The organism is Carbonatibacter coralli, assembly GCF_039592655.1.
GTDB lineage: Bacteria > Pseudomonadota > Alphaproteobacteria > Kiloniellales > Kiloniellaceae > Carbonatibacter > Carbonatibacter coralli.
In genome coordinates this window covers 776,861-794,000 of record NZ_JBBUTJ010000001.1, presented here as the reverse complement: position 1 = coordinate 794,000, position 17,140 = coordinate 776,861, and the positions used below count along the sequence as shown (strand labels likewise).

At 54.0% G+C, this 17,140-nt stretch carries 13 protein-coding genes; 11 read left to right on the top strand and 2 right to left on the bottom strand.

Features of this window, described 5'->3' with window-relative positions:
• Positions 1 to 56 precede the first annotated feature (56 nt).
• Complete coding sequence (locus tag AAAH10_RS03620; protein ID WP_343560615.1) at positions 57 to 902, bottom strand: fumarylacetoacetate hydrolase family protein; 846 nt, start codon at positions 900 to 902, stop codon at positions 57 to 59.
• Between the two features lie 175 nt (positions 903 to 1,077).
• Between AAAH10_RS03620 and AAAH10_RS03615 the strand changes: the two genes are divergently transcribed.
• The 6 genes from AAAH10_RS03615 to AAAH10_RS03590 all read left to right on the top strand — a co-directional run bounded on the left by AAAH10_RS03615 (position 1,078) and on the right by AAAH10_RS03590 (position 9,500).
• Complete coding sequence (locus AAAH10_RS03615) at positions 1,078 to 1,737, top strand: O-methyltransferase (RefSeq protein WP_343560613.1); 660 nt, start codon at positions 1,078 to 1,080, stop codon at positions 1,735 to 1,737.
• A 110-nt stretch (positions 1,738 to 1,847) separates the two neighbouring features.
• Positions 1,848 to 4,481, top strand: a complete 2,634-nt coding sequence (locus AAAH10_RS03610; RefSeq protein WP_343560611.1) for an intermembrane phospholipid transport protein YdbH family protein — start codon at positions 1,848 to 1,850, stop codon at positions 4,479 to 4,481.
• A 78-nt stretch (positions 4,482 to 4,559) separates the two neighbouring features.
• The gene (locus AAAH10_RS03605; RefSeq protein WP_343560609.1) at positions 4,560 to 4,790 is read left to right on the top strand and encodes a YnbE family lipoprotein; all 231 of its coding nucleotides are present in this window, start codon (positions 4,560 to 4,562) and stop codon (positions 4,788 to 4,790) included.
• Between the two features lie 52 nt (positions 4,791 to 4,842).
• On the top strand, positions 4,843 to 5,199 hold the full coding sequence (locus AAAH10_RS03600; protein WP_343560607.1) for a YdbL family probable chaperone protein: 357 nt from the start codon (positions 4,843 to 4,845) through the stop codon (positions 5,197 to 5,199).
• Positions 5,200 to 5,543: 344 nt separating this feature from the next.
• A complete protein-coding gene (locus AAAH10_RS03595; protein ID WP_343560605.1) occupies positions 5,544 to 7,130 on the top strand; it encodes a CYTH and CHAD domain-containing protein in 1,587 nt (528 codons plus the stop codon).
• Positions 7,131 to 7,376: 246 nt separating this feature from the next.
• Entirely contained in the window at positions 7,377 to 9,500 is a 2,124-nt protein-coding gene (locus AAAH10_RS03590) for an RNA degradosome polyphosphate kinase (RefSeq protein ID WP_343561334.1), read from the top strand.
• Positions 9,501 to 9,577: 77 nt separating this feature from the next.
• Here AAAH10_RS03590 and glpK read toward each other — a convergent pair whose 3' ends face one another.
• Entirely contained in the window at positions 9,578 to 11,110 is a 1,533-nt protein-coding gene (gene glpK, locus AAAH10_RS03585; RefSeq protein WP_343560603.1) for a glycerol kinase GlpK, read from the bottom strand.
• 239 nt (positions 11,111 to 11,349) lie between these two features.
• Between glpK and AAAH10_RS03580 the strand changes: the two genes are divergently transcribed.
• The 5 genes from AAAH10_RS03580 (at position 11,350) to AAAH10_RS03560 (ending at position 17,126) form a co-directional block, all read left to right on the top strand.
• Entirely contained in the window at positions 11,350 to 12,117 is a 768-nt protein-coding gene (locus AAAH10_RS03580; RefSeq protein ID WP_442490260.1) for a DeoR/GlpR family DNA-binding transcription regulator, read from the top strand.
• Positions 12,118 to 12,324: 207 nt separating this feature from the next.
• Positions 12,325 to 13,350 (top strand): type I glyceraldehyde-3-phosphate dehydrogenase, encoded by a 1,026-nt coding sequence (gene gap / locus AAAH10_RS03575; RefSeq protein ID WP_343560599.1) that lies wholly within the window; start codon positions 12,325 to 12,327, stop codon positions 13,348 to 13,350.
• A gap of 153 nt (positions 13,351 to 13,503) precedes the next feature.
• Complete coding sequence (gene glpD / locus AAAH10_RS03570; RefSeq protein ID WP_343560597.1) at positions 13,504 to 15,024, top strand: glycerol-3-phosphate dehydrogenase; 1,521 nt, start codon at positions 13,504 to 13,506, stop codon at positions 15,022 to 15,024.
• Between the two features lie 116 nt (positions 15,025 to 15,140).
• Positions 15,141 to 16,583, top strand: a complete 1,443-nt coding sequence (gene pyk / locus AAAH10_RS03565; RefSeq protein ID WP_343560595.1) for a pyruvate kinase — start codon at positions 15,141 to 15,143, stop codon at positions 16,581 to 16,583.
• A 258-nt stretch (positions 16,584 to 16,841) separates the two neighbouring features.
• Positions 16,842 to 17,126 carry an ArsR/SmtB family transcription factor gene (locus tag AAAH10_RS03560; protein WP_343560593.1) on the top strand — a complete coding sequence of 95 codons (285 nt, stop codon included), beginning with the start codon at positions 16,842 to 16,844 and terminating at the stop codon, positions 17,124 to 17,126.
• Positions 17,127 to 17,140: the final 14 nt, after the last annotated feature.

The window sequence follows — 17,140 nt, the reverse complement described above, 5'->3', positions numbered from 1 at the left end:
AAAAGAAAGCGGAGCAGGGTTTCGATCCTGCTCCGCTTTTTGGAGGAGGAAGGATCTCAGGCGTCGATGCAGAGCTGTCTTTGCTCGCCGAGGCCCTCAACAGAAACGATCATGCTATCGCCTGCTTTGAGAAACTGTGGTTCAGGTTTCTGGCCCAGCCCGACGCCAGCCGGTGTTCCTGTCAGGATGACGTCGCCCGGATGCAGCGTCATGAACGCGCTGACATGGCTGATGATGGTCTTGAGATCAAAGATCAGGTTGGCTGTCGTACCGTCCTGCTTGCGTTCACCGTTCACATCCAGCCAGAGTTTCAGGTTTCCGGGTTCTGCAACTTCATCAGCTGTGACAATCCAGGGACCGAGAGGAAGGAAGGTGTCATGGCTTTTGCCCTTCACCCACTGACCGGACAGGTTGTTCTGGAAGTGGCGCTCTGAAATGTCATTGGCGACGGCATAACCTGCCACATGGGACAGGGCTTCTTCTGCAGAGACATATTTGGCTTTTTTCCCGATCACGACAGCCAGTTCGACTTCCCAGTCTGTGTGTGTTGAGTTGCGGGGAATTTCAACAGGATCATTGGGACCGGACAGGGAGGATATGGCCTTCATGAACAGGCGCGGCTCCTGTGTTGGCTCCAGTCCCATTTCCCTGGCGTGATCAGAATAGTTCAGGCCGATTCCCAGCAACTTGCCCGGACGGGTCAGAGGGGAACCCAGACGGGGTGTGCCCTCGACGAGCGGGAGGCTTTGCGGATCTAGGGCCTTCAGCTTGTTCAGACTGTCTTCTTCCAGTGCAGGGCCGTCGATGTCGGCGAGGTGAGCTGACAGATCACGGATGTTGCCGTCGTTGTCGAGAAGGCCGGGTTTCTCCTGTCCGGCTGGACCGTAACGCAGAAGCTTCATGAAATGTCTCCGGGTTTGAATGTGCAGGGGAATGACTTAGTAGAGGAATAAAATGGAATTGAATTCCGTAATGTGGAATTTAATTCAGGGCAGAGTGCTTTTCAAGTGCTTTCAGCTTGTTTGTTTTGCTGTCCGGTTGTATCTGCTGACAGACAGAGCAAGCGGGAGACGTGGTGTGACATCGGTCTGGATGTTGAATCCTTCGGTATGGGAATACGTGCGGAGCACAGGATTGCGGGATGACGCTTTGCTGGCCCGCCTGCGTGAGGAAACGCGTGGTATCCGTTTCGGTCATATGCAGGTTGCCCCCGAACAGGGGCAGTTGCTTGGCTTTCTGGTCGGGTTGCTGGGGGTGCGCAGAATTCTCGAAATCGGGGTTTTCACAGGTTACTCTTCTCTTTGTATGGCTCGTAACCTGCCGGAAGACGGCTATATGCTTGCTTTGGACAATCAGCCGAAATTCACAGCCATTGCGGAGCGCTACTGGAAGGAAGCCGGTGTAAGCGGGCGGATCGAGTTGCGCCATTGTGATGCCTTTGAGGAGGTTTCACGCCTGTGTGAAGATGAAACAGTCGAGCCCTTTGATCTGATTTTTCTGGATGCAGACAAGGGGCGTTATCCAGGATATTACGAGCGTTGTCTTTCCCTGCTGGCCCCAAGGGGGCTGCTTATTCTGGACAATGTGCTGTGGTACGGCAATGTGACGGAAATCAGCCATCAGGAAGACACAACACGGGCCATTCGCAAGGTCAATGAAATGGTTCATGACGATCCGCGTGTCGAGCACTGCCTGCTGCCTTTTGCTGATGGCATGACACTGGTGCGGAAACTGTAAATTATTGGTGTAAAAAGCAAGTTCGGCAATTGACGGGCCAGAGGATATCACTCACTCTGAAGGTGAGCGGTGCGTAGCTTCCCTGTGAATCAATCCGGACAGAAACCAAGTTGGCCTCTTTTCGATCCAAACGCCCTCCATCGGCCTTTGCACCTGAAAAAAAGGGTCTTTTGAAATCCCTTTGGTTCTGGTTGCTCCTGTTTCCTGCAGCCCTGTTGATTGTACTGGCAACAGTCTTCTGGTTCTTTCGATACGATCTGGCTGATGATGTGCTGGATGCTGCCCTGTCTGCCAGTGGCATTGATGATTTCAGTTACAGAATTGAGCAGATTGAAAGTTCCGGTCTGGTGCTGTCCGGTTTGCGGCTCCGCGATCAGATCACTTTTTCCCGCATAACGCTGGATCTTTCAAAGCGAAGGCTTGTTGTCGACCGGCCTGTCGTGCGTGCTGATGTTCGTGCAGGTGAAGCGCCCTTTGTTGAAAAGCTTTTGGGTTCCTCCGGGCAGAATGAGTCTGGAAGTCTGGATCTGTCATGGCTTTTGGCGCTGGTGCCGGAGGAAGTCTATACCCTGGAAATTCGGGACGGGACGCTGGAACTCAACACGGATGAAGGGCGGCTGTTCTCCCGGTTTGGCGGCGAGGCTCTGGCAAAGGGGCTTGCCTTTCAGCGTGCGAGTTTCACTCTGTCCGATCTGGAGCAGGAACGCTACGGCGCCCTGAAGGGAGGGCTGTCTCTCGTCGTGGAGGCTGAAACGATAGACCTTCTCTGGGATTTTACCTCTTTTGAGGGGAGCGACCTGCCGTCTTCCGCCGGACGCTTTTCTGTTCGCTCCGAAGCGGGAATGCCTGTTGGGAACCTGTCTTTTACTGTGCAGAAAGGGGCGTATGCAGGGGAGTTGGAAGGCTCGCTCTCTCTGGCAGTGGACAGACAGGAAAACGAAAGTTATCTGGCGGAAACCCTTGTCAGGGCTGCGCAAGAGCGTGCTGCTGTCCGGCTGGATCTGGTGAATTCCCTGACTTTGCCCGGAGAAAGGCGCCTCAATCTGTCCCTTGGGGGAGAGTTGCGCTTTGAGGCCGGAGCACAACAGCAGGCTCTGGCATTCCGGTTGATGCAGCCGTTTTCGGCTTCCACTCAAAAGGCCGAGGCCTTCAGTCCCTACCTTTCTGGCCCTGCCCTGATGATGCTGGATTCCGGTCCTGTTTTGAGACTGGCAGAAAATGCAGAAAATCAGTGGGGGTTCCGGTTGGATCAGGAAGCAGGGCTTTCTCTGGATCTTGCAACATCAAAAAACGATCTGTTCGAGACACAACGCCTTTCCGTACCTCTGTCTGTAACGGAACTTGCTGCGGAATTTGACAGCAACAGTGGTCAGGTTGAAAAGCTTGTGCTGCAGCTTCAGCAAAAACCTGTGACTTTGAAACTCAGGAATATCGGAAACCTCGATCTTGGGGACAGTGTGTTTGAAGCACGGGTTGAAGGAACTGATGTCAGCCTGATGCACAGGCTTCAGGACGGTATGCTCAATCCGCTTTCCCCGGAACTGGAAGAGGTTGTTTTTTCTGCAGTCGAAACAAGGATTGCCGGAGCGCTTGGCCCTGAGCCGACGCTGAAGAAATTTGAGATCAGGGCAGGGGTGAAGCCGACTGTCGTGCTGGAGGGGCAGGCACTACAGATGCCTCTTGCTGCGGTGTTTGAAGCGCAGGAGGAAAACGGCAAGCTCGGTTTGTCCGGCAGTGTGAGTGAGCTGACATCAGCAGAGCCGGTTGAAGTGGCACGCTGGTCCGGGCAGGCGGATCCCGTTTCCGGCAAGTGGAGGATGGAGGTCCGGGCAGCGTCTTCTTCGCTTTCAAAGGAATGGCTTGGAGCGGAGGGGTTGGGGCTGATCGCATTGCTGCCGGAATCGGAAAGCCTTGAAAAACTGGCTGGTGAGTACGACCTGCAGGTGTCCCTTGAAGGAGAGGCGGGCGCCTATACGGGCTTTGCCGATCTTGATCTCATGCTGAATCAGTTCAGCTACGGAGGGCAGAGCTTTTCCGGTTTCAGGCTGGATGGAACATTGTCGCGTTTTGAGCCCCCGATCTTTCCTCTGGGACAAAGCGTCAGGATAGACAAACTGGATGTCTCGGGCATCCCGCTGGGGCCATTGTCAGCCAGATTTGGCCTGTTTGGTTCCGGTCAACCGGCCCTCGTTCTGGAAGAGGTCACTTTGAAGGCTGCGGATGGCCAGCTTTCAGTCCGGCCTGTCACTGTGCGTCTTGGCCAGGTTGAAACGATGGTTGAGTTGCTGGTCGAGGCGGTGGATTTGCGAACTGTCTTTGATCTGGTCGGGCGTGAGCATCTGGACGGGACAGGGACGCTCTCGGGGATGATCCCGGTGCATCGTCTGGGCGACGCCTTTGCGATAGACAATGCTGTGCTTGCCAGTGACGGTCCGGGGCGTCTGTCCCTGAGATCAGAAGCTGTGAAACAGGCTCTTGGAGGGGGCGGTGAGCAGGTTGAACTGCTTTTGAAGGCCCTGCAGGATTTCCGCTATTCTTCCCTGCGTCTTGTTCTGAACAAGCCCATGAAGGAAGACCAGGCTGCTGTTCTGACGCTGGAGTTGAAAGGCAGCAATCCTGATGTGCTTGATGGTTATCCCTTCGCGATCAACATCAATCTGGAAACAAGGGTTGAGCCCCTGCTTGAGGCTTTTTTGCTGGGACAGTCCGTTTCACAGGGGCTGTTGCAACAGCTTGCCCGATAGAAAAGGGGCAGGAGGTCACGGCTTTGCCACAATTGCAGGCATATTTAAAAACAATGCTATGAACGAAGGAGGCGGGGAATGAAACTTCCTGCTCGGGTTTTGAAAACGGACAGGGCGGGGATGATGCTGTCATCCTGCCTCTTGCTGTCAGGTCTGATTGTCGTGGGGGGCTGTACACCAACGGTTCAGGTGCAGGCGCCCCAGGAGCCGATTACAATCAATCTGAACATCAAGCTGGATGCTGATGTCCGTGTTCGTCTTGAAGAGCAAGCGCGTGAAGATATCGACAGTAATCCGGATATCTTCTGATGAGTGTTGTCTATCAAAGTTTTTCAGATGCCTTTTGGGGAGATTTCCTGTGATGGCTTTTGTATCGCGTTATTTTTCCGCAACAGCTGCGTTATTGGGTGCGTTGTCCATAGCCCTGATGATGGCGACGGGCGCTGCGCAGGCTTCGACACTGGACAGTCTCAGAGCGTCAGGTGCGCTGGGTGAGGGAGCAAATGGTTACCTGATCGTTCGTGACAGTGGCAATGCAGCTGCCGTTGATTTCGCACAGAGTGTCAATGCAAAGCGCAAGAGTATTTACCAGCAGAGAGCCGACAAGGAAGGTGTGTCTGCTGATGATGTCGGACGGGTTTTTGCACCCGAGATTCTGAACGATGCGCCCGGTGGGACATGGTATCAGGACAGCCAGGGCAAATGGAATCAAAAGTAGAGTCCTGTAATCTGTTCTGATATTCGGTGACACGGATTTGAGCTGCGCACTGTCATGGTTGTGCAGCTCTTTTGTTTCTGGCTGAGGGGCCTGTGTCATGTTAATTTTATATTCATATAACAAAAAAGTAACGGAATGCGTTGTTCGCATTACACAACTTTTCCCGACGATGATCGGGACGTATGGAAAGCAGGTCTCTGCAGGCAGGTTTTGATTTCAGGGTGTATGCGCCGTTTTCACGGCGCTGTTGATTGCTGTTGATGCCGGTTTTCTGAAAAGCGTTTGCTCAAGAAGCACGCTTGCGACGTCAAACAGACACACGAACATGGAAATCAGACGAACAGATGAATCTCCCCTCCGGTACCCAGGAAATCGAACTCAAGCTTCTTTTTGATCCTGCAGAACTCTCGATCTTTCGTAAATCCAGAGATATTCTTTCCTTCAGTGAAGGCCGCGCCCGGCAGGTCCGGTTGCGGGCAGTCTATTTTGACACGCCTGACCTCGTTCTGAGCCGGAACGGGATGGCTCTGCGGGTTCGCCGGGAAAAGGGCCAGTGGGTGCAGACCCTGAAAGGACAGATCGGTGGTGCCGGTCTTGTGGCCAGACGGCTGGAAATCAATCTGCCGGTTTCAGGCCCGGTACCGGATTTGAGCCTTGTTGCTGACAAGGCTGTGCGGAAGAAAATTCTGGAGCTTTGCAAAGGGCAGGAACTGACAGAGATTTGCCAGACAGATGTCAGGCGGGTGATCCGGGATCTGGTTGTGGATGACTGCAGAATCGAGATGGTTATTGATACTGGTTCCATCAGATCCGGTTCCGGAGGAGAAACGTTTTCCGGAGGCGAGCCGGTCAGTGCGAGCGTCTCGGAGGTTGAACTGGAGCTGAAAGCTGGTCCTGTTCAAAAGGTGCTGAAACTTGTCCGGCAGTGGAATGAACACTATTCGTTCCGGATCGGCGTGTATTCCAAGGCAGAGCGGGGATTCAATCTCTATCGCTTCGGTGTGGAGACCGGGACTGCAGAGGTGCGGGCGGGGGATGTCCGTTTCAAAAAGCGTGTCTCCGGCTGGGATGTTGCGGCGCTGGCCATGTCTTCTGCCGTTGAACAGTTACAAAGGAATGCGGAACTCCTCCCTGTTCTGGGGGAAGACCGGATTGAAATCCTTCATCAGTATCGCATTGCGATCAGACGCCTGAGAACGGTTCTGGGATTGCTGGACCAGAGTTTTCCCAAAAAGAGCGGCAGGAAGAAGCTGGCCAAAAGGCTCAAGGCCTTGCAGCGTGTGTCGGGTGTGGGGCGTGACTGGGATGTGCTGATTGCCGAGGGGCTTTTGCCACTGCTGGAAAAGCATGCCGGTGATGCTGAAAAATCTGCGGCGTTAAGGGCGCTGCTCCAAAAGGCTGAAGCGGCAAGGCATGCGGCCTACAGGACCATTCTTGAAGGGCTGCAATCAAGGGACTTTACGGCGCTTCTGCTTGATGTGACGGCGCTGGTCCTCAGGCAGGGAGACAAAAAGGGTGAGCATGCAGTGTCGGAACTCTGGAAGACACTTTTGAATGATCGCCGGAGCGACATCCTCTATCAGGTTCCGGGGGACATCTTGGTGATGGATATTGAGGCCCTGCATGAGCTGCGCCTCAAGGTGAAAACCATGCGCTATTCGTCCGAGTTCTTTGCTTCTTTCGGAGAGGAAGAGAAAACAGCCCTTTTCATCAGGCGGTGCAAGAAACTGCAGGGGCGTCTCGGGAGCCTGAACGATACCCTTGTGGCTGATCAATTGCTGGGGGCCCTGAGGGAGCCGGGGAATGACAGTCTGAACCGTGCAATTGATCTGACCTTGAAGTATTATCAGAAGGCAGAAGCCAGACAGATGAAAAAGCTTGGAGAAACCTGGCAGAAATTCTGCGAGGCGAAGCCCTTCTGGAAAAAATGAGGGGCAGGCCGGTTCCGGAGAAGCTTTTGCCGTTTTGAGAGTGGGTTACATAAAAGCGCAATGTGTGGATGCTAAGAAGGCAGACTGTTTTGCTGTAAACACTTTCATAAGGTATGAGATTTTCCAATGACGGACAGTTCCGTAACCCCGAAACAAGCGCCTGGCTCTCGCCGTTCTTCTCCCGGAACATCGACGACAGGGCGCCAGACAGCAGGACAGACAACTGTGCAGGACAAACCCGCGGAAATGGATGGTGCGCACCTTCTGGCAGAGAAGTCGCCAAAACGCTTTGTAAATCGCGAATTGTCGTGGCTTGCATTCAATACGCGGGTTTTGGAGGAGGCGAGCAATCCGGAGCATCCTCTGCTTGAGCGGCTTCGCTTCATTTCCATTTCAGCCAGTAATCTGGATGAATTCTATATGGTGCGTGCTGCGGGTCTGAAGGGACAGGTGGCTGCAGGAATTACGACTCCCAGTATTGATGGTCTGACACCGGAAGGGCAGCTTGAAGCCATAACCGAGACAGCACGCAAGCTGATGACCCTGCAGCAGACAACACTGCTGGAGCTTTTGCAGGAACTGAGAAAGGAAGATATCTATCTTCTGGAAATCAGTGAACTTTCGGAGGATGAGCGCAACTGGCTTGAGGACTGGTTTACCACGCAGGTCTACCCGGCTCTGACCCCGCTGGCTGTCGATCCGGCGCATCCGTTCCCTTTCATTCCGAACAAGGGACTGGTGCTCGCACTGGAATTGCTGGCGACACGTGACAACAAGGCCATGAAAGGGCTGTTGCCCATCCCTCACAACATCAAGCGCTTTGTCCAGTTGCCCGGTGAGGCACAGCGCTTTGTCCCGCTGGAATCGGTCATACACCTTTTTCTGGATCGTCTTTTCCCCGGTTTCGAGCTTCTTGGAGAGGGACTGTTCAGGATTATCCGGGATTCGGATGTCGAGGTGGATGAGGAAGCGGAAGATCTGGTGCGCACCTTTGAGACCATGTTGCGCCGTCGTCGCCGCGGGTCCGTGATCCGTTTGCAGCTTGATGCAAGGATGCCTCAGAATCTGCGCCATTTTGTGACGAAGCAGCTGGATACCGAAGAAAGTGATGTCTTTGTCCTTGAGGGGATGCTGGGGCTGGCCGATCTGTCACAGATGATTGTGTCTTCCCGGCATGATCTGCTGTTCGAGAGCTATTCGCCCCGCTTCCCGGAGCGTATCAAGGACTTTGGCGGGGATTGTTTCGCCGCGATCCGCGCAAAGGATTTCATCGTCCATCACCCTTATGAGAGCTTTGATGTGGTGGTCCAGTTCCTGCGTCAGGCTGCGCGCGATCCGGATGTGATTGCCATCAAGCAGACGCTTTATCGGACCTCCAATGATTCTCCGATCATCCGGGCGCTCAAGGATGCTGCCGAGGCCGGAAAGTCCGTGACGGCTCTGGTTGAGCTGAAAGCGCGTTTTGACGAGGAGGCGAATATCCGCTGGGCGCAGGATCTGGAGCGTGCAGGTGTCCAGGTGGTCTATGGCTTTGTGGATCTGAAAACCCATTCCAAGATTTCGATGGTTGTGCGGCGTGACGCAGACAATATTCGAACCTATGTCCATTTCGGGACCGGAAACTATCACCCGATTACAGCGAAAATCTATACGGATCTGAGTTATTTTACCTGCGATCCGGCTCTGGCTCGCGATGCAGCGTCGCTGTTCAATTACACGACAGGCTATGCATCCCCGCATGGTATGGAGAAGCTGGAGTACGCGCCGGATACTGTTCGCAAGTGTATCATGCGCGAGATTGCAAACGAGATCGAGCACGCCAAGGCCGGGCGGGAAGCTGCGATCTGGCTGAAGGCAAACTCACTTGTCGATCCCGATATTATTGACGCTCTCTATGAAGCCAGCAACGCCGGGGTTTCCATTGAAATCATTGCCCGTGGCATCTGCTGTCTGCGTGCCGGTGTGAAGGGTATGTCTGAAAACATTCAGGTGCGCAGCATTGTCGGGCGTTTTCTGGAACACAGCCGCATCTATTGTTTTGGCAATGGCAAGGGGCTGCCGTCACAGGAAGCAAAGGTTTATATCTCTTCCGCCGATCTGATGCCCCGCAATCTTGATCGTCGTGTTGAAACGATGGTTCCGATTGAAAATGACACAGTCAAGAAGCAGGTTCTCAATCAGGTGATGTATGCCAACCTGCATGATGAAGCCCAAAGCTGGCTGATGCAGCCGGATGGTCATTTCAAACGGATAGAACCGGCAGGTCAGGGCTTTTCTGCACACAGGTTCTTCATGACCAATCCGAGCCTGTCCGGGCGGGGGAAGGCTCTGAAAAAGGCTGTGACCAAACGCCGGACCAGAGGCAAATAGGATATATCGGTTCCGTTGACCGGATGGTGTAAAAAGCCCGCGTGATTGCTGCGCGGGCTTTTCTGATGAGTCTGTGCCTAGTCCTGCAGGCGTGTTCGTTTCAGGGCCAGAGACCAGCCTTCGAGATTTCTGTCCCGCCTCTCCTTGTCCATCGCCGGTTTGAAGCTGCGCTCGCAATGCCAGAGTGCCGAAATTTCATCGAGCGAGTTGTAAAGACCATGCTGCAGGCCAGCCAGAAGCGCGGCTCCCAGAGCGGTTGTCTCGGTGATTTCGGGGCGTTGGACCTCCAGATCCAGCGTATCGGAGAGGAACTGCATCAGCCAGTCGTTGGCACACATGCCGCCATCAACATTGATACGACTTGGAGCGCCGCCGTCTGCTTTCATGGCAGAGAGCAGGTCGTGCGTCTGGTAGCAGACCGATTCAAGGGTGGCGCGTCCGATTTCAGCCGGGCCGGTGTCTCTGGTCAGGCCATAGAGCGCACCGCGGGCATAGGGGTCCCACCAGGGAGCTCCAAGCCCGGTGAAGGCGGGGACCAGATAAACACCCCTGTTGTCCTGCAGGCTTTCAGCCATCGGCCCGGTCTCGGCGGAAGACGTGATAATTTGCAGACCGTCCCTGAGCCACTGAACGGCTGCACCCGCGACAAAGATGGATCCTTCAAGAGCATAGGTTGTTTCACCGTTGAGGCGATAGGCCACTGTCGTCAGCAGGCGGTTTTGAGAGGCCTTTGCCTCCTGTCCTGTGTTGATCAGGGCAAAGCAGCCGGTGCCGTAGGTGCTTTTGATATTCCTGGGTTTGAAGCAGGCCTGTCCGAATGTTGCAGCCTGCTGGTCACCGGCGATGCCTTCGATGGGCAGTGCGGCGCCAATTGCTGATTCCTTTGTTGTGCCAAAGGCCGCAGAAGAGTCTTTGACTTCAGGAAGGACTTCGGCAGGAATGTCAAAAAGCTCCAGAAGATCCTTGTCCCATTCCTGCGTGTGAATATTGAAAAGCAGGGTTCGGCTGGCGTTTGTTGCATCTGTTGCGTGTTCTGTGCCTTCTGTCAGGCGCCAGAGAAGAAAGCTGTCAACGGTACCAAAGGCGATCTCGCCGGCTTTGGCGCGTTCTCTCAGCCCCGGTGTGTTGTCGAGAATCCATTTCAGCTTTGTGCCGGAGAAATAGGGATCGAGCAGCAACCCTGTTTTGGCTGTGACGGTTTTTTCCTCTCCGGCTTCCTTGAGGGACTGACAATAGTCTGCTGTGCGTCTGTCCTGCCAGACAATGGCGTTGCCAATGGCCTTTCCGCTCTTGCGATCCCAGACAACCGTTGTTTCCCGCTGGTTCGTGATTCCGAGGGTCTCGACGCGAATGCTTTTGTCTTGGGCTTCAGCAAGAGCCTTGCGGCAAACCGAAACCACAGAGTTCCAGATCTCCTCGGGATCGTGTTCCACCCAGCCGTCGTTGGGAAAGTACTGAGTGAATTCTTCCTGGGCAATGGCGATGGGTTTGGTGTCCAGTCCGAAGAGAACGGCGCGAGAGCTGGTTGTGCCCTGATCAATGCTCAGGATGGCGCGGGAGTCACCCGAATGATCAGTGTTTCGGGTCGAGGGGCTGTTCTCTGTGGACATCATGGGTTCCCTTGCTCAGAAAAAGTATGATATGTTCATTTTTGAGCAAAAGTGAACATCGCGACTATGCGGGCGTCAAGAAAATTATAAGGCTGTGTTGTTTTAATGCGAACGGATTGGGTGCGAAGCTCTCCGTTTGGTGATGGCAGGCTTGAATAAGCAGGGTAGTTATTGAATTTATGGTCCAGGCTTCAAGGAAGACGGCTCATTCGATGATTGGGCAGGTGTTGACGGCAGATTTGAGCCGCCGTCAGGAAGACATTCTGAAACTTGCGCAGGAGCAGGGTTTCGTTTCGATTGAGCAGCTTGCGCAGGATTTTGGTGTGACAACCCAGACAATCCGCAGGGATATCAATGCTCTGTGTGATGGCAAGTTGCTGGATCGTTTTCACGGAGGCGCGTCGTTCCGTTCGTCTGTGAAGAATCTTGACTTTGGTCAGCGGCAGTCGATCAACAGCGAGGAAAAGCAGGGGATTGCACGTCTGGTTGCGGATCTGATTCCGGATCACGCCTCTGTCTTCATGTACATGGGGACAACAAGCGAGCGTGTCGCGCGGGCCCTCCTCAGGCATGAAGGGCTGCGAATCATCACCAACTCACTGGCCGTGGCCCATGTGATGTCTGAAAACCCTTCCTTTGAAGTGATTGTCTCGGGTGGTGTGGTGAGATCTCAAGACCGGGGTATCCTTGGTGAGGCCACGATGGATTTCTTCCGCCAGTTTCGCGCGGATTATGGTGTGATCGGCTGTGGCGGTCTGGATGAGGACGGTGCGATTCTGGATTATGACTACAGCTCGGTGCGTTCGGCCCAGGTCATTATGGAGAATGCAAGGACAACCATACTGGCTGCGGACAGCAGCAAATTCGGCCGGACGGCTCTGGTCCGAATGGGACACCTGTCACAGATTCAGGTTCTTGCGACGGACCGTATGCCCAAGGGTGATCTGGGAAAATGTATTAAGGGACTGGACCTTGAGTTGAAGACCGTAAGTGAAATTTCCGGTTAGTTTTGTGATCAATCTGACGTTCGGGAAGTGAAAAATCTTCATTTTGGGTGCTTTGTTTTCATTTTGGAACATTTTGGTCATTGAATTTTCATAAATGAACCTTATACTCTGATTCTAACGAACGAACTTCAACGGGAACTGAGAAAATTTTCAGTTCCGAGCCTTTCGGGTTCACAAGTTGAAGCAGAATTGGGAAAGGCAGAAGTTATGGCATTGCGAGTTGCAATTAACGGGTTCGGGCGCATCGGGCGTCTGGTTCTTCGCTCCGCTCTGGAAAATGCGTCCGGAAAGGACGTTCTGGCAGATCTGGAATTTGTTGCGATCAATGACCTCTCTGCTCCTGATCAGGCTGCGCATTTGCTCAAGTATGATTCCGTTCACGGCAAGGTGCCGTTTGATGTTGGTCTGGAAGGTGATCTGCTTCTGGCGGGAAACCAGCGCATCCGGGTGCTGGCCGAGCGGGAGCCTGCGAAATTGCCCTGGGGTGAGCTTGGTGTGGACATTGTCCTGGAGTGCACAGGGCGCTTCAACTCCCGCGCTGCCGCTGCCGCTCATCTGGAAGCCGGTGCAAAGCGCGTTCTGGTTTCCGCGCCGTGCGATGGCGCTGACCAGACTGTTGTTTTCGGTGTCAACGAACAAACGATCACTTCTGAACATCTGGTTGTTTCAAATGCATCCTGTACAACAAACTGTCTGGCCCCTGTTGCGCATGTGCTGAACGAGGCCTTCGGGCTTGAAGCCGGTTTTGTGACAACCGTTCATGCCTACACCGGAGACCAGAACACTGTTGATTCCGCGCACAAGGATTTGCGCCGTGCGCGCGCCGCTGCCGTGTCCATGATCCCGACCTCCACAGGTGCGGCCCGCGCTGTCGGCAAGGTCTTGCCCGCGCTTCAGGGCAAACTTGACGGGACAGCAGTTCGCGTCCCGACAGCAAATGTTTCCATGGTTGATCTGGTGATGACAGCCGAACGGGACATCACGGTTGATGCGGTGAACGAGGCCCTGCGCAGGGCTTCTGAAAACGGTCCGTTGAAAGGGGTGCTGGCGGTCAATGACGAGCCGCTTGTGTCCTGTGACTTCAATCACAATCAGGCCAGTTCCGTCGCTGATCTGACCCAGACGCAGCAGGTGGGCAGTCGCATGGTTCGGGTTTTGAGCTGGTATGACAATGAATGGGGCTTTTCGACACGAATGCTCGATACAGCTTTGGTCCTGGGGAGAACTCTCTAGGAACCTCAAACGCCGGAGCAGGGGAGAGGGTCCTGCTCCGGTGTTTTTCTTTTCCGGAGTAAACCAGTCAAGGCAACCATTCATAAAAGGATAGACTTTATAATAAGGCGGAAATCACGGGGAGACGTGGTTTCCCGATAAAAGGAAAAGATGATGTCAGAAAATGATGTCTTTGACTTGATTGTCGTCGGTGGTGGAATTAACGGGGCCGGTGTCGCGCGTGATGCAGCGGGACGCGGCCTTAAGGTTTTGTTGTGCGAAAAGGATGACCTGGGGAACTGGACATCCTCTGCCAGCACCAAACTGATCCATGGTGGTCTGCGCTATCTGGAACATTACGAGTTTCGCCTGGTCAAGGAAGCGCTGATGGAACGCGAGGTCCTGATCAACGCGTCCCCGCATATTGCCTGGCCCCTGCGCTTTGTGCTGCCGCACAATTCGGCCCTTCGCCCGGCCTGGATGATTCGTCTGGGGCTGTTCCTCTATGACTGGCTCGGTGGTCCGGGACAGACGCTTCCGAAATCCTGCGGTGTTGATCTGACAAGGCACGAGGTTGGTGCCCCGCTTCAGGAGAACTTCAAAAAAGGTTTCATCTATTCTGATGGCTGGGTTCAGGATGCGCGTCTTGTTGTTCTCTGTGCGCAGGATGCGCGTGACAAGGGGGCGGAAATCCTGCCGCGAACCCGCTGCGTGAAGGCCGAGCGTAAAAGTGATCAGTGGGAAGCTGTTCTTGAGGATCAGAAAACCGGTGAGCAGAGAACAGTCCGCGCCAGGCTGCTGATCAATGCCGCGGGCCCCTGGGCAAAGTCGTTCCTGTCGTCTTCCCTTGGCACGGACAGCGCGATGGACCTGCGGTTGGTCCGGGGGAGCCATGTTGTGGTTCCAAAGCTTTACGACCATGATCACGCCTATATCTTCCAGAATCCCGACAAGAGGATCATTTTTGCCATTCCCTATGAGGATGATTTTACCCTGGTCGGAACGACGGACGAGGACCATGGAAGCGATCCGTCCGCAGCGCGTATCTCTGATGAGGAGGTCCGCTATATCTGTGAGTCGGCTTCGCGCTATTTCAAAAAATCCGTTTCAATAGAGGATGTGGTCTGGACCTACGCAGGCGTCCGTCCCCTGTTTGACAACGGAGAGACCGATGCCTCCAAAACAACGCGTGATTATACCGTTGAGCGTGACGAGAAATCCGGTGTTGCACCGGCCCTGCACATCTGGGGTGGCAAGCTGACGACATACAGAAAGCTGGCTCAGGCTGTTTTGAAGGAGGCCTGTGACCTGCTCGGGGTTGCTGACAAACCCTGGACCAGAGACGCGGTTCTGCCCGGAGGTGACCTGCCGGAGGGCTCAGCCGGGGCAATGGAAAGGGAGCTGCTGAAGCAGTATCCATGGTTGCCTCAACCTCTGGCCTATCGCTTCGCAAAGACCTACGGTGCCCAGGCTGTTGATCTGCTGGGTGATGCAGCATCCCCGGAAGACATGGGGATGAATTTCGGTGCGGATTTTTATGAACGGGAAGTGCGCTATCTTGTTGATCGCGAATGGGCGCAAACTGTAGAAGATATCCTGTGGCGCCGGACAAAGATGGGGCTGCGTCTTGAAGCGTCAGAGGTTGAAACACTCAGGCAGTGGCTGGACAAAAATCAGGGCCAGGCTGCGGCCTGACCTGAAAGGGAGCGTCAGACGAAAAATGCCTGAAAGCGGGCGTATTTTATTCCGTCTTTCCGGGCGGAAGGAGTATAAGGCTCCGAGGTGAGTATAAAGCAGAAGCAGGAAAGCGAATGAAGAGAGATCGTCTTTGTAAAATTGTAGCAACTCTGGGCCCGGCGAGTTCAGACAAGGAGACTATCAAAGCGCTTTTCGAAGCCGGAGTTGATACTTTCCGTCTGAACTTTTCCCATGGCTCCCACGAGGATCACAAGGCCCGTTATGATACAATCCGCGAGGTTGAGGCAGACACGGGACGCCCGATTGCCGTTCTGATGGACCTGCAGGGGCCGAAGCTCCGTGTTGGACGCTTTGAAAATGACAAGGTTGAACTCAAAAACGGTCAGACCTTCCAGCTGGACATGGATGATGCGCTCGGCAACGAGACGCGTGTGAACCTGCCGCACAGGGAAATCTTCGAAGCGATGTCCGCAGGCATCGAACTGCTGCTTGATGACGGCCGCATTCGTTTGCGTGTTGTGTCCGTTGACGGGATGGTTGCCCAGACCGAGGTTCTGGTTGGAGGAACACTGTCCAACAACAAGGGTGTCAATGTCCCGGGAACGGTCTTGCCTCTTTCTGCCCTGACCGAAAAGGACCTGAAGGATCTCGAGTTCGGTCTTGAGCTGGGGTGTGACTGGTGTGCGCTTTCCTTTGTGCAGCGTCCGGAAGACATCCAGCAGGCACGCGATCTGGTCAAGGGGCGCGCCGGTATCATGGCAAAGCTTGAAAAGCCGTCAGCGATTGATTCGCTGGAGGAAATTGTCGAGATCTGTGATGCCGTCATGGTGGCCCGGGGCGATCTGGGGGTTGAACTGCCTCCGGAGAATGTGCCCGTGCTGCAAAAGCGCATTGTTTCCCTGTGTCGCCGTCTTGGCAAGCCTGTTGTCGTCGCAACCCAGATGCTGGAAAGTATGGTCCATTCTCCAACCCCGACGCGCGCAGAGGCTTCGGATGTGGCAACGGCTGTTTACGATGGTGCGGATGCCGTGATGCTGTCTGCTGAATCAGCTGCCGGTGACTTCCCGGTTGAGGCTGTGACCATCATGAACCGGATTATTCATCGTATTGAGCAGGACCCGCTTTATGTCCAGCTGATCAATGCCGAAAAGCCTGATCTGCAAACGGACACGGCGGATGCCATTTCGAATGCTGCACGTGATGTGGCAGGGCAGATCAGCGCCAAGGCCATTGTGACCTTTACCACAACCGGCAGTACAGCGTTTCGCGCAGCCCGCGGACGCCCTCAAACCCGTGTTCTGGGGCTCACACCTGATCTGCGTATTGCGCGCCGTATGGCTCTGGCCTGGGGTATTCACTCTGTTAACACCAGAGACGTGAATTCCTTTGCTGAAATGGTGGGCAAGGCAACCCGTATTTCAAGACGAGAAGGCTTTGCTGAAAATGGTGATTCAATCGTTGTGACAGCGGGTGTACCGTTCGGAACGCCGGGTGCAACTAATAATTTGCGCGTCGCAATAGTGGGTGATCATGAAAAGCCGGATGTTCTTAACTGATATTCGGTATAGATGATTTGCTAGAGATAAATACTGTAAGGGTTTGAAAAGGAAGGGATTTCCCTTCCTTTTTTTGTACATATTTTTATTCATTTTTTTCTTTTATTTCTCATCATAACTCCTCATAATGAAAAAGGTTAATTTTTGTTAACCATTCGCGGTGCTTCTGGGCGGGGGACACCATAAGTTGTTTTTACCTATGCAGGGGAGAGTAGGGTGGAAGCTGCAACAATATTGGGAAATGAACAACTTCAGGAGATGGAAGCTGCTGCAGCAGAAGCAAGCAGTCTGCTGAAGGCCTTGGCAAACGAACGACGCCTGTTGATTCTGTGCCAGCTCGTCGAGGGAGAAAAATCAGTCGGTGTCCTGGCTGATGCACTGGGATTGCCGCAGGCAATTGTATCCCAGCAACTGGCCATTCTGAGAAAGGAAGGGCTTGTCGACAACAGGCGTGTTGCCCAGACGATCTATTATCGGATGGAGCATGAAGTGGCCAAAGGTGTCCTGGGGATTCTTCACGAGCATTATTGCAAATCTGCTTAAGGAAAAATCAGAGG